Source organism: Pseudomonas sp. TCU-HL1 (genome assembly GCF_001708505.1).
Lineage (GTDB): Bacteria > Pseudomonadota > Gammaproteobacteria > Pseudomonadales > Pseudomonadaceae > Metapseudomonas.
The window spans coordinates 3,460,750-3,473,311 of sequence record NZ_CP015992.1; the positions used below are offsets into that span (position 1 = coordinate 3,460,750).

General features: G+C 64.3%; 18 protein-coding genes. 11 read left to right on the forward strand and 7 right to left on the reverse strand.

Features of this window, described 5'->3' with window-relative positions; genetic code table 11:
- Positions 1–66: 66 nt before the first annotated feature.
- The 7 genes from tnpC to THL1_RS16085 form a co-directional block, all read right to left on the reverse strand.
- The gene (tnpC, locus tag THL1_RS16055) at positions 67–1,593 is read right to left on the reverse strand and encodes an IS66 family transposase (RefSeq protein WP_069081355.1); all 1,527 of its coding nucleotides are present in this window, start codon (positions 1,591–1,593) and stop codon (positions 67–69) included.
- A gap of 61 nt (positions 1,594–1,654) precedes the next feature.
- Positions 1,655–1,990 carry an IS66 family insertion sequence element accessory protein TnpB gene (tnpB, locus tag THL1_RS30695; protein WP_069081356.1) on the reverse strand — a complete coding sequence of 112 codons (336 nt, stop codon included), beginning with the start codon at positions 1,988–1,990 and terminating at the stop codon, positions 1,655–1,657.
- Positions 1,987–2,304, reverse strand: a complete 318-nt coding sequence (gene tnpA, locus THL1_RS16065) for an IS66-like element accessory protein TnpA (RefSeq protein WP_069081357.1) — start codon at positions 2,302–2,304, stop codon at positions 1,987–1,989. Before tnpA ends, tnpB begins: the two co-directional genes overlap by 4 nt.
- 153 nt (positions 2,305–2,457) lie before the next feature.
- Positions 2,458–2,742: a type II toxin-antitoxin system RelE family toxin gene (locus THL1_RS28990; protein ID WP_083245902.1), complete on the reverse strand. Its 285-nt coding sequence runs from the start codon at positions 2,740–2,742 to the stop codon at positions 2,458–2,460.
- A 10-nt stretch (positions 2,743–2,752) separates the two neighbouring features.
- On the reverse strand, positions 2,753–2,986 hold the full coding sequence (locus THL1_RS16075; RefSeq protein ID WP_028628036.1) for a type II toxin-antitoxin system Phd/YefM family antitoxin: 234 nt from the start codon (positions 2,984–2,986) through the stop codon (positions 2,753–2,755).
- Positions 2,987–3,256: 270 nt separating this feature from the next.
- The gene (locus tag THL1_RS16080) at positions 3,257–4,228 is read right to left on the reverse strand and encodes a phage portal protein (RefSeq protein ID WP_069084166.1); all 972 of its coding nucleotides are present in this window, start codon (positions 4,226–4,228) and stop codon (positions 3,257–3,259) included.
- Complete coding sequence (locus THL1_RS16085; RefSeq protein WP_069084167.1) at positions 4,228–5,988, reverse strand: terminase ATPase subunit family protein; 1,761 nt, start codon at positions 5,986–5,988, stop codon at positions 4,228–4,230. Before THL1_RS16085 ends, THL1_RS16080 begins: the two co-directional genes overlap by 1 nt.
- 144 nt (positions 5,989–6,132) lie before the next feature.
- Between THL1_RS16085 and THL1_RS16090 the strand changes: the two genes are divergently transcribed.
- The 11 genes from THL1_RS16090 (at position 6,133) to THL1_RS16140 (ending at position 12,454) form a co-directional block, all read left to right on the forward strand.
- Positions 6,133–6,972 (forward strand): GPO family capsid scaffolding protein, encoded by an 840-nt coding sequence (locus THL1_RS16090; RefSeq protein ID WP_069084168.1) that lies wholly within the window; start codon positions 6,133–6,135, stop codon positions 6,970–6,972.
- Positions 6,973–6,998: 26 nt separating this feature from the next.
- Positions 6,999–8,009, forward strand: coding sequence for a phage major capsid protein, P2 family (locus THL1_RS16095; RefSeq protein ID WP_069084169.1), 1,011 nt, complete (start codon positions 6,999–7,001; stop codon positions 8,007–8,009).
- 2 nt (positions 8,010–8,011) lie between these two features.
- Entirely contained in the window at positions 8,012–8,710 is a 699-nt protein-coding gene (locus THL1_RS16100) for a terminase endonuclease subunit (protein ID WP_069084170.1), read from the forward strand.
- A 103-nt stretch (positions 8,711–8,813) separates the two neighbouring features.
- On the forward strand, positions 8,814–9,275 hold the full coding sequence (locus THL1_RS16105; protein ID WP_069084171.1) for a head completion/stabilization protein: 462 nt from the start codon (positions 8,814–8,816) through the stop codon (positions 9,273–9,275).
- Positions 9,275–9,481, forward strand: a complete 207-nt coding sequence (locus THL1_RS16110; RefSeq protein WP_069084172.1) for a tail protein X — start codon at positions 9,275–9,277, stop codon at positions 9,479–9,481. Before THL1_RS16105 ends, THL1_RS16110 begins: the two co-directional genes overlap by 1 nt.
- Before the next feature lie 14 nt (positions 9,482–9,495).
- A complete protein-coding gene (locus tag THL1_RS16115) occupies positions 9,496–9,810 on the forward strand; it encodes a phage holin, lambda family (protein ID WP_069084173.1) in 315 nt (104 codons plus the stop codon).
- Entirely contained in the window at positions 9,807–10,634 is an 828-nt protein-coding gene (locus tag THL1_RS16120; protein ID WP_069084174.1) for an N-acetylmuramidase domain-containing protein, read from the forward strand. Before THL1_RS16115 ends, THL1_RS16120 begins: the two co-directional genes overlap by 4 nt.
- Positions 10,631–10,837 carry a hypothetical protein gene (locus tag THL1_RS16125; protein WP_069084175.1) on the forward strand — a complete coding sequence of 69 codons (207 nt, stop codon included), beginning with the start codon at positions 10,631–10,633 and terminating at the stop codon, positions 10,835–10,837. Before THL1_RS16120 ends, THL1_RS16125 begins: the two co-directional genes overlap by 4 nt.
- A complete protein-coding gene (locus tag THL1_RS16130; RefSeq protein WP_069084176.1) occupies positions 10,834–11,364 on the forward strand; it encodes a phage tail protein in 531 nt (176 codons plus the stop codon). The genes THL1_RS16125 and THL1_RS16130 overlap by 4 nt, the downstream gene beginning before the upstream one ends.
- Positions 11,354–11,809 carry a phage virion morphogenesis protein gene (locus tag THL1_RS16135; protein ID WP_069084177.1) on the forward strand — a complete coding sequence of 152 codons (456 nt, stop codon included), beginning with the start codon at positions 11,354–11,356 and terminating at the stop codon, positions 11,807–11,809. Before THL1_RS16130 ends, THL1_RS16135 begins: the two co-directional genes overlap by 11 nt.
- Positions 11,810–12,136: 327 nt before the next feature.
- Positions 12,137–12,454 carry a hypothetical protein gene (locus THL1_RS16140; protein WP_069084178.1) on the forward strand — a complete coding sequence of 106 codons (318 nt, stop codon included), beginning with the start codon at positions 12,137–12,139 and terminating at the stop codon, positions 12,452–12,454.
- Positions 12,455–12,562: the final 108 nt, after the last annotated feature.

Here is a 12,562-nt window from a genome sequence, read left to right on the forward strand (position 1 = left end):
TCATCGAAAACTCCGCCGAGCAATACGCTAGGGTCGTAAGCGTACGCCGAACTCACCTTGCGTGATTCAGGCAGGTATCCACTGATGCGGCAGCAGTTGATCGATCTCACTTGCCCGCTGCGTCGGCAGTCGTGTCAGCACATCCTTGAGATAGGCATACGGATCATGTCCGTTCATGCGGGCCGACTGGATCAGGCTCATGATCGCCGCCGCTCGTTTTCCGCTGCGTAGCGATCCGGCAAACAACCAGTTCGAGCGGCCTAGCGCCCATGGCCGAATCTGGTTCTCGACCGGATTATTGTCGATGGGCACAGCACCATCCTCGACATAGCGAGTCAGTGCCAGCCAGCGTTTGAGGCTGTAATCCAAGGCTTTCGCCGTTGCTGATCCGTTGGGCACCCGATCACGCTGGGCCAGCATCCAGTCATGCAGCGCGTCGAGGATCGGCGAAGCTTTTTCCTGCCGTATTCGCCCGCGTTCTTCATCGCTCATGTCCCGTGCTTGCCGTTCGATTTCGTACAAGCCGCCAATCGCGTGCAGTGCCTGTTCGGCCAGTTGGCTTTTGTTCGCCGCGTGAAGATCGAAGAACTTGCGGCGGGCGTGGGCCATGCAGCCGATTTCGGTGATGCCTTGCTCGAAACCGGCCTTGTAGCCAGCGAAGTCGTCGCAGACCAGCTTGCCATTCCACTGGCCGAGGAAGTTGCGCGCATGCTCGCCGGCACGACTGGGGCTGAAGTCGTAGACCACGGCTTTCAGATCGGCGAAGGGCGTGGTGCTGTAGGCCCAGACGTAAGCCCGATGGGTTTTCTTCTCGCCCGGCGCGAGCATTTGCACCGGGGTTTCGTCAGCATGGATCACGCGTTGGCCCAGCACGGCTTCGCGCAGTGCATCGACCAGCGGCTGGAGCTGCACGCCGGTTTGCCCGACCCACTGCGCCAGCGTCGAACGAGCGATAGCCAGGCCGGCACGGCCGAAGATCTTTTCCTGCCGGTACAGCGGCAGGTGGTCGGCGAATTTGGCCACCATCACGTGAGCCAGGAGGCCGGCGGTGGGGATGCCCTTGTCGATCACCTGGGCCGGCACTGGTGCCTGGATCAGTGTTTCGCACTGGCGACAGGCCCATTTCCCACGTACGTGCTGTTCGACGGTGAACACGCCCGGCGTGTAATCCAGCTTTTCGCTGACGTCTTCACCGATGCGTTGCAGCTGGCAGCCGCAGGCGCACTGGGTGGTGTCCGGTTCGTGATGGATCACGGTGCGCGGGAATTGCGCTGGCAGCGGTGTGCGCTTGGGCTGTTGGCGTGGTTCGGCTGGGGCAACCGTAGGATTGACGGCTTTCAGCTCGGCTTCGATGGCCATGATGTCGGTGTCGAGCAGGTCTTCCAGCAGGCTGCCCTGGTCAGGGCTCAGTTGCTCGCTGCGCTTGGCGAACTTGTGCCGCTTGAGGATGGCGATTTCGTGGGTGAGGTTCTCGATAACCGTTTGGTCGCGGTGGATCTTCTTACCCATCATGTCGACCTGCGTGAGCAGCTGCGCGGCCAGTGCGCGCAGCTGTTCAGGTGTCAGTTGGTCGAGATTGGGCGAGGCAGTCATGCCGCTGATTGTGCCAGAGCAGGCGGTCAGCGGAGATAAACCGATGGGCTAATGGCAGGTGCTACAGCACTGTGATCGCGCCGGCTGCACCGACCCGCTGCCAGGGTAGACCCAGTACCAAAGCCTGAAGTTGCTCGGTGCCGAGTTCGACTTCCGAGCCGTGCCGGATGCCCGGCCAGTGAAACTTGCCCTGGTTCAAGCGCCGCGTAGCCAGCCAGATACCCACGCCGTCATGCACCAGGACTTTCATGCGGTTGGCGCGGCGGTTGGCGAAGAGATAGGCGCAGTGCGGCTTCGCCGCACCGAACACGGCCACCACACGCGCCAACGCGGTGTCGGTACCGGCGCGCATGTCCATCGGCTCGGTGGCGAGCCAGATGGTATCGATGCGGATCACGGGGTGAGCCCACGCACAAAGCAGGCGCAGCCTTCAGGATCGGAGGCTGGCCATTTCACTGTGACCGCTTGCTCGCCAAGGGACAACTCAATGATTGCGAACGCCTCAGTTGTTCGTTTAGGCATGGCCCTCAATGGAACGAACGCCGGCAACGCCGCTGGTGGCTGATCTCGGTAAAGCGGCAGCCACTTGCGAATGACGTTGGCGTTGATGCCGTGGCTGATGGCAACGCTGGAGACGGTCGCACCGGGTTGCAGGCACTCCTGAACAACCTGGGCCTTGAACGGTTTGGGGTAAGAGCTTCGTTGGCGCATGGAAATCCCGGCGATAAGGGCTATCGCGTCCGCTTAAAAATACGCGGACACCATCGCCCTTAATGCTGGAGTTCGGAAGGTGACTTGGCTGGACGCTTACCTAGGGTCCGCAGAGGTTCAGGAATGAAAAACCCCGCCGAGGCGGGGTTTAGATCAAACGCGCTTGGTCGCCGAGTCGTAAACCTCGTCGTCACGACGAGCACCTACACACAGTACCAAGACGATCTCGGTGCCATTGATGCGGTAGATGATACGTACGTCACCTGTCCGAATCCGGCGGTGACCGGCCAAGGCTCCGCGAAGGGGCTTGCCGATCTTGTCTGGTTCTCCTTCAGCAATACGTTCGCGTATCACTTTCAGGACTCTCTTAGCTTCAGCGCTTCCGAGCTGCTTGAGGTCTTGCTCAACTTCTGGGTGAAACCTAACGCTCCAATTCATTGGCTGATGCCTAGCTGAAGCGAGCCTCCATGTCCTCAAGGCTCACTGTATTTTTCTCGTCCAGGGTGGACAGGCGCTCGATGGCCAGTCTTTCGGCGCGAAGGTCTTCGAGCTCATCCTGCAGAGACTGGTAGGTATCCACCCCCACCAGAACTGCTGCCGGCTCGTTGTCCTTAAAGATCACCAGGTGGGATACCTCACCGCTGGTAACCTCCTTCAATTTCGCTCCGAAGCTACGGACCATGGCGGTAGCGGACACTGCCTGCTCAGCCCGGTCTAGGAGTGCACTCATGGGCGCGATGCCTCTAATAGATTCAGTAATAGTCAGCTGTAGATTCAGTCGTAGTCAGCTTTAGATTCGGTAATAGTCAGCTTTAGATTCGGTCGTAATCAGTATGTGCATGCGCTGCACCACAAGTATACGCATAATTTTACGCACAACAATACACAAATTAATTCGCATAATATTCAGTGACTTATGCTGCCATCCACCCCCTACTACCAAGGGCTCGCTTCACCCAAACCTCACCACCTCCTCCCCCACCCACTCATTCACCTGCTGGAGCCGCGCCTGAACCGGCTCCAGCTCGTTCGCCGTCCACACCTCCGCCGCATCCTTGATCGAACCAAACCCGCCCGCGTTCACCGGCACGATCCCCATCAGCTGCGGCGGGATGCGCAGCGCCGCCAGCATGTCGTCGCGGCTGATGTTCTTGATCGAGCCGAACTCGTCCTTGGCGGCCACCTCACTCACCGGGATGAGCTGGATGCCGTCCTTCTTGCCGCTGGGTGAGTAGACGAACAGGTTGCGGAAGTTGCCCGGCCCCTTGGCGCTCTTCAGCGCCGTGCGCAGGTCGGCGATGTCCTGCTCGTTCTGCGCGGCGTCGGTCATGTAGAGGATGAAGCCGGCGTGGCTGCCGTTGTTGTAGTAGCGCCGGCGGAACAGCGTGGCGGACTCGTTCAGCAGCGCGCTCTGCAGCGCCACGAACCACTCCGGCAGGCCGTACACCTCCTGGTTGATGTCCGCTTCCCGCAGGTGGCAGATGCTGCCCTTCTCGAAGGTATGCTCCTCCTGCCAACCACGGATCATGTAGAAGCGGTCCAGGTCCAGCCCACGGCGCATGTAGCGGGCCAGCGTCGGCTGCAGGCCGAGCGGCCCCTTCAGCCGGTTGCGGCGCATCTCCAGGTAGGCGTTGCCGAAAGTCAGCCAGTCCAGGGCGAACTGCTCGAAGGCCTGCCGCGACAGCAGCCGGTGTGGAATGAAGGTCTTCGCCAGCATGTTGCGCTTGAAGTTCAGGCCCGACTGCAGGAACACCCCGGCCCGCACCGACTTGGCCAGCGCATCCGGCGACACCGGCGGCTCATACCAGCGGCCGTTGTTCCAGATCTCCAGGTAGTCCAGGACCTCGCGGCCATCCAGGACGGGCACAGGGTCGCCAAAGGTGAACAGCTCCGTGCGCGGGGCCACGGCAGTGGTTTCGGTCATCAGTTGATCTCCATGAATCCGGTATTGGCGGCGGTCTGCCCTTCCAGCGGCTCGTTGTGCAGCGCGTGGAACAGCGCCCAGGCCAGGTCAGCGTGGCCGGTGGCGTCGTTGCGGCCGGCGCTGTAGGTGAACTGGCGACCGCCAGCGGTGATGGTCTTGCGGATGGCCATGAGGGACTGGGCGAAGTCCGTCCAGCCCGCGTCGAACTCCAGGCGGCCGTTCTTCACCACGTCGTAGGCCTTCAGCACCAGGCGCGTCTTCACCTCCGGCGAGTAGCTGAAGGTCGTCAGGTTCGGGAAGAACTGCCGCACCAGCTGCGCCACGCCGGAGCCCAGCCCCGTGGTATCGATGCCGATGTAAGTCACCCAGTAGCGCTGGGTTACCTTACGGATCGCCTCGGCCTGGGCGGCAAAGTCCATCCCACGGAACTGGTGCCGCTCCAGCACGCGGAACTTGCCGCCCGGTACCGCCGGCGGCGCCACCACCACCAGGCCGGCACTGTCGCCGGTCTCGGCGGGGTCGTAGCCCACCCACACCTGGCGATCGCCGAAGGGGCGCAACGCAAACGGCTTGTAGTCCTCCGCCCACTGCTCCCAGCTGTCCACCATGCAGGGCTGCAGCATCGTCAGCGGGAAGATCGAGGCGCCGTCATCCACGAACTGGCACATCAGCAGGTTCAGGAACGCCTCGGCGTCGTACTCCAGGCGCAGCTCCTCGATGTCGAACAGGTCGCAACCGCCCTGCTCCGCATCCAGGATGGTCACGATCTGCCGCCAGATGCGGTCCTCGCACAGCCGCCCCTGCTGCAGCGCGGCATGGCTCACATCCAGCTCGATGCGCTGCGCGGCCGTCTTGCCCTTGTTGAAGCGTTCCCCGGTCCAGAAACTGTACGCCTCGTGCGCCATCGAGCTGGGCGTGGAGAAATACGTCCGGCGGTACTGCTTCTGCATCGCCATGGCGCTGGCGACCTTGTTCAGCTGCTTGAACTGGTAGGTCCAGAAAAACTCGTCGAAGTAGAAATTGCCGTGGTAGCCCTGCGCGGTGCGCGCACTGGTGCCCAGGAAGTGCAGCTCGGCGCCGTTGGACAGGGTGATCGGGTCGCCCGTGAGCTCGACGCCAATCACCTCCCGCGCGAACGCCTGGATGTACCCCTTGAAGATGTGCGCCTGATTCTTCGAGGCCGACAGGAAAATCTGGTTGCGCCCCGTGGTCAGCGCATCGATCAGCGCCTCCCGGGCGAAGTAGAAGGTCGCGCCGATCTGCCGGCTCTTCAGAATCACGCGGGTGCGCTGATTACCCGCCCGGTACCAGTCCTTCTGGTAGTCGAAGCAGCCGTCTAGAAACGCCTCGACCAGCCTCGAAGTCAGCTCCTCATCGATCTCGTTGCGCTTGGGCTTGCGCTTCGGCGCCTCGTTCCGTGCCGCCAGCTTCGGGTTCAGCTCCGTCTCGGTACCGCCGCCCTGGTAGCGCTGGATGCGCGCCTGCCGCTCCAGCTGGCGGTGCAGCAGATCGATCTCCTTGAAGTCGCCGCCGCTCTTGCCGTCCTTCAGGATCAGCTGCACCAGGCGCGCCTCCAGGGCCCCGCCGATGCGCTCCACATTGTCGGCGCGGTCCCAGCCATCGCGGGTTTTCCAGGCGTGGACGGTCTTCTCGTTCAGCTCCAGGTGCTGAGCGATTTCGCAGAGTCGCCAGCCCATCCAGTACAGGAACCTGGACTGGCGGCGATCGTCACGAAGCGGGATTTCAACGGCGGCATTCATGGCCCCGATGCTGCCGCCACGCGCGCGACCCTCTGTAGTGGCGCGGCTTGTAGAAACGCCCCCTACAAGCCCGGCTCGTTGCCCGGCCCAGCCCGTCTCCCGACCATGCCCTCAACGCCAATCAGGCCTTGAGGGCATTCCCCCATGAAGAAATTCCGCTCCAAATGGTTCCGTGTCGCCGTCGAAGGCGCCACCACCGACAAACGCACCATCAAGCGCAACTGGCTGGAACAGGCCGCCCGCAACTTCAACCGCAGCACCTACGGCGCCCGCATCTGGCTGGAGCACCTGCGCAGCCTGCTACCAGACGCGCCCTTCCGCGCCTACGGCGACGTGTTGGCGGTCAAGGCCGAAGAGGTCGACATCAACGGCGAACGCAAGCTCGCCCTGTTTGCCCAGATCGAACCCACCGCCGACCTCATCGCCCTCAACAAGGCCAAGCAGAAGATCTACACCTCCATCGAACTGGACGAGAACTTCGCCGACACAGGCGAGGCCTACCTGGTCGGCATGGCCGTCACCGACTCCCCGGCGAGCCTCGGCACCGACGTGCTCGCCTTCAGCGCCGAAAAGCCCGAAGCCAGCCCCTTCCGCGACCGTCACTACTCGGCCACCGCCATGTTCACCGAGGCCATCGAAGTCGAGCTCGAATTTGAGGAGGTCACCGAAGCCCCCAGCCGCTTCAAGGAGCTGCTGGACAAGGTCAACGGCCTGCTCGGCCGCCAGAAAACCAAGCACGACCAGGACGACACCCAATTCGCCGAGCTGGGCGAAGCCCTCACCGGCCTGCTCACCTTCGCCGACGAACAGAGCCAGGCCGCCGCCAGCACCGCCCAGGAAGTCACGGTGCTCAAGCAACAGCTCATCCAGCTCAGCACCGACTTCGCCGCCCTCAAGCAGCAGCTCACCGAGAGCGAAGACCCCGAGCAACCTCAACGCCCGCCGGCCACCGGCGACAACGGCCAGATCCTCACCGACTGCTGACCAGCCCGCCCGCACCGGAGAACCCCATGCGCAACGAAACCCGAGTCCTCTACAACGCCTTCACCCAGCAGCTGGGCCAGCTCAACGGCGTGCCCGACGTCAGCAAGAAATTCAACGTCGAACCCACTGTCGAACAGAAGCTGGAAACCCGCATCCAGGAATCCAGCTCGTTCCTGTCCCGCGTCAACGTCTACGGCGTGCGCGAGCAGGAAGGCGAGAAAGTCGGCCTGGACATCGACAGCCCGACCGCCAGCACCACCGACACCGAGAAACAGGCGCGTCAGACCAGCGACCCGACCGGCCTCGACCAGCGCCGCTACCGCTGCGAGCAGACCAACTTCGACACCCACATCCGCTACCAGAAGCTCGATGCCTGGGCCAAGTTCGCTGACTTCCAGACTCGCATCCGCAACCTCATCGTCCACAACCAGGCCCTGGCGCGGATCATGATCGGCTGGAACGGCACCAGCCGCGTGGCCACCTCCAGCAAGGCCAAGAACCCGCTCCTGCAGGACGTGAACATCGGCTGGCTGCAGAAAATGCGTGTCGAAAACGCCGCTCGCGTGATGAAAGAAGGCAAGGAAGGCAGCGGCAAGATCCGCATCGGCAGTGGCGGCGACTACAAGAACCTCGACGCCCTGGTCTTCGACATGATCGAGGAGTTCATCCACCCCGTCTTCCAGGAAGACACCCGCCTGGTCGCCATCTGCGGCCGCAAGCTGCTGGCCGACAAGTACTTCCCCATCATCAACCAGCAGCATGCCCCCAGCGAAATGCTCGCCGCCGACGTGGTCACCAGCCAGAAGCGCCTGGGTAACTTGCCCGCCGTGCGCGTGCCCTACTTCCCGGCCAACGGGCTAATGATCACCCCGCTGGAAAACCTCTCCATCTACTGGCAGCTGGAAACCCGCCGCCGCACCCTCGTCGACCACGCCGCCCGCGACCGCATCGAGAACTACGAGTCGGTCAACGAAAGCTATGTGATCGAAGAGCTGGCCGCCGCCAGCCTGGCGGAAAACATTCAGATCGAGGACTGACCATGAGCAGCCCGGCCCGCCGCCACTACCTGCGCATCAACGCCGCCCTCGCCGCCTCCCAGGCCGACCGCGACGACAGCATGGAAGGCGCCAACGCCTACGAACTGCAACTGGCCCAGCTCACCCAGCACCGCCTGCGCCTGCGGCAGATCCAGTCCAACCAGGGCAAGGCCGAACTCAAACGCCAGCTGCTGCCCGAGTACGCCCCCTACATCCAGGGTGTGCTCGCCGCCGGCAAGGGCGCCCAGGACGAAGTCCTCACCACCCTGATGGTCTGGCACATCGACGCCGGCGAGTACCGCGGCGCCCTGGACATCGCCGCCTACGTGCTCGAGCACAACCTGCCGATGCCCGACCGCTTCCAACGCACCACCGGCTGCCTGGTGGCCGAAGAAATCGCAGAGGCCGCCCTCAAGGCGCAGAAAACCGGCGAGCCTTTCGACCTCGGCATCCTCCACCGCACCGCCCTGCTCACCGTGGACCAGGACATGCCCGACGAAGTCCGCGCCAAGCTCCACCTTGCCATGGGCCGCGCCACCCTCGCCGGCCTCACCGAGCAGGAGCCCGGTCGCCCCGGGCAGGTGAAGGCGGGCATCGAATTGCTCAAGCAGGCCATCGAACTGCACAGCGCCTGTGGCGGCAAAAAAGACCTGGAACAGGCCGAACGCCTGCAGAAGAAACTCGCTGCCACCGGCAGCTAACCGAGCGGTCCCCCGCAACCCCGGCGGCTCGGGGCCAATCCACGCTTGCGATTGCGAAGTGAGCAACGTGCGGCCCCAACCACCGCCGACCCAAGGAGTCCCCATGAGCGGATTCATCGCCGGCGGCACACCCACCGGCTTTACCCTCAAGAACGACGGCTGGTGGCCAGACATCGACGGCGAAGACATGCGCGCTGTCCTGCGCCTCGACGCCTCCATCACCGATGCCCGCCTCAAGGCGGCCGCCCTCAATGCCATGCTCGACACCAACCACGAGCTGGCCGCGTTCAAGGCCCGCCACCAGGCGCTCGGTTGCGCCGCCCTGGAAGATGTTCCGGCCGACCAGGTCGACGGCCAGAGCCGGCTGCTCATCCTCTACCGCCGCGCCCTCTACTGCGGCGCCGGCGCCGAACTCACCGAACGCTACCGCGCCCTGGACAGCAGCGCCGATGGCCATGCCAAGGCCGACGCCCTCACCCCCAGCATCGACGAACTACGCCGCGACCAGCGCTGGGCCATCCGCGACCTGCTGGGCCTGCCCCGCACCACCGTGGAGCTCATCTGATGGACCAGGTCATTGCCCAGCAGGGCGACACCCTCGACGCCATTTGCTGGCGCCACTACGGCCGCACCGCCGGCGTCACCGAGGCCGTGCTCGAAGCCAACCCCGGCCTGGCCGAACTGGGCGCCGTACTGCCGCTGGGCACCACCCTCAACCTTCCACCCCAGGCACCGCAGCCCCAGCGCCGCATGGTGCAGCTCTGGGACTGACACAGGAGCACCCCATGCCCGACAAACCCGAACACTGGGCCTGGTTCGCCGCCTGGCTCGAAGAGCACTGGCCCGCCGTTTACGCCGCCTGCCTTGGCACCTTCATCGCGGCACTGCGCGTGCTCTACGGCGGTGGCGGTTGGCGCCAGGTCAGCCTCGAGGCACCGCTCTGCGGCGCCATCACCCTTTCCGCCAGCGCCGGCCTGCAGCTCATCGCCATCCCGGCCAGCGCCGCGCCCTTCTTCGGTGGCGTCATCGGCCTGCTCGGCGTGGAAGGCGTGCGCGCCGCCGCCCGGCGCCACCTCACCCAGAATGGAGATCCGCAATGACCCTCATCCGCCACGGCCACCGTGGCCAGGCCGTGAGCCAACTGCAGCAGCAACTCAACCGCGCCGGTGCCCAGCTCTACGTGGATGGCCACTTCGGCGACGCCACCGAAGCCGCCGTGCGCGCCTACCAACGCCGCGTCGGCCTGGTCGCCGACGGCATCGCCGGCCCGAAGACGCTGGCCACCCTCGCCGGCACAGGCAACGCCCGCCTGCTCCACCACAACATGCTGCTGGGTGTAGCCCAGCGTCTGGACGTGGAACTGGCCACCATCTACGCGGTGAACGAAGTGGAAAGCCGCGGCCAGGGCTTCCTCGGCAACGGCAAGCCCGCCATCCTCTTCGAGCGCCACATCATGTACCGCCAGCTACGCACCCCGCGCAGCGACGAGAATGATGCGGCCGTCCTGCAGATCCACGCGGACGAATTGGCCGCACTCCACCCCAACCTGGTCAACCCGCGCCCGGGTGGCTACGCCGGCGGCACCGCCGAGCACCAGCGTCTGGCCCACGCCCGCCTCCTGGACGACACCTGCGCCCTGGAGTCCGCCAGCTGGGGCGCCTTCCAGATCATGGGCTTTCACTGGCAGCGCCTCGGCTATGCCAACGTCCAGGCCTTCGTCGCGGAAATGGAGGCCGGCGAAAACCAGCAATTCGAAGCCTTCGCCCGCTTCATCGAAACCGACCCGGCCCTGCTCAAGGCGCTGCGCGGCAAGCGCTGGGCCACCTTCGCCAAGCTCTACAACGGCCCGGCCTACCAGCGGAACCTCTACGACGTGAAGCTGGAGCGCGCCTACCAGCGCCATGCCCAGGAGCAAGCGGCATGATCACCCTCAAGCAGATCCGCCAGCTCAGCCCCCAGAACGGCGACATCTTCGCCCTGCCCGAAGGCACACCCCGGGAAGCCGTCCTGCTGTTCGCCGCGCACCTGAAAAAGGTTCACCCGCACATCCAGTGCGCCGTCGTCATCGGCGACCTGCGCAGACTCAGCGTGGCCGACATGAACGCCGCCGGCTGGTACCGCGCATGAACAAGCCCGACTCCCTGCGCAGCCACCTGCTGGCCAGCATCCCCGAGCTCACCCATAACCCCGAGCGCCTGCTGCTGTTCATCGACAACGGCAAAATCCGCAGCACAGCCGCAGCCGGCCTCTCCTTCGAATACAGCTACAGCCTCAACCTCATCTTCACCGACTACGCAGGCCATGCAGATGCCATCGCCGTGCCCCTGCTGGCCTGGCTGCGCGTCCACCAGCCGGAGCTCTTGGCCAACCTCGACAAGGGCAAGGACGCCATCGCCTTCGAAGCCGATCGCCTCGACAACAGCAAGGTGGACCTCTCCATCACCCTGCCCCTCACCGAGCGCGTCATCGTCCGCCAGCAGACCGATGGCCGCCTTGAGCTGGACCACCCAGAAGAGCCGCCACTCACCCCGCACCTGCCCGAAGCACGCTACGCCCTCTACAACGGCAGCACCCTGCTCGCCGCCTGGAACAGCGCGCCACCCACAGGCGTAGACCTGGAAACTCCGCACCCAGGGCCAATCCGTGTCCAGTAACCTCCAGGCCCTGGAAGACTGGGCCGGCACCCTCCTGGTCAAACTAGGCCCCACCGAGCGCCGGCGCCTCACCCAAACCATCGCCCGCGACCTGCGCCGCAGCCAGCAGCAACGCATCGCCAGCCAGCGCAACCCGGACGGCAGCGCCTACGCCCCGCGCAAACCCCGCAAGCTGCGCAGCAAGGCCGGCCGTATCCGCCGCAAGATGTTCAGCAAGCTGCGCACCGCCCGGCACCTCAAGCTGCAGAGCACCGCCGAGCGCATCGCTATTGGCTTCCTCGGCCGCACCGCGCGCCTCGCCCGCATCCACCAGTACGGTTTGCGCGACCGCCCCGGCCGGCGAGCGCCGGAGGTGCAGTACAGCCAAAGGGAATTGTTGGGGTTCAGTGAGGCGGACCTGGAGCACATCAGGACCAAGTTGCTGGAGCACCTGGTGGCGCACTGAGGCATCGGCCTACAGGCCGCTCAGCCCTTCGGAAATTTCAACAACGAACTCAGGTTGCTAGCCTTCGCGGGTCGCTCGTACGGTGCCGCCAATGCTGTTACGGCAGCAGACTGGGCTTGGCGGCCCGGTGCATCTCTGGCGGACACAACCGCCGCTTCGGCGGTTTTTTGTGCCCGAGGCATTGCTACGTTCACGATGGACGAGCCGTGCGCGGGGGGCTTCCCGGCCCCGCCAGCCCAGAGACTGGTCCGCCAACCCGCACGGCTCTGTCCTCCACTCGTGGCAGAAGTGGTGGACGGCCAAGGACCAACTCTCTGGAGAACCACCATGGCAGTGAACGCCCTCGATCGACTTCGCGATCTTCTCGCCCACTTCAATCTGCTGCGCGGCGCAGACAGTGCCCTGCTCAAGGCCAACAACTTCGATACCAAGCTGAACGACATGGGGCACTTGCTCGATGAACTGGAAGGCCTACGCGATACCTACTTCAACCTCACCAGCATCGACGGCGCCCTGGAAATGCTCCTGGAACTCCTCCGCGCCGCCCACGCCGAACGCCTCTACGGCGACCACCTCCACTGCCTGATGGAACCGCTGCGCGGGAAGCTGTATCGGGCGTTGAATGAGATGGAGGGGATTATCTAAAACGCAGCACCTCAGTTATCACCGCTCAGGTGATAACTGAGGTGACCGAATATGAAAAACTCTCTATCCCGTGTGTGCTTCTGACATACCGAGAGAGGAGTTCTACAA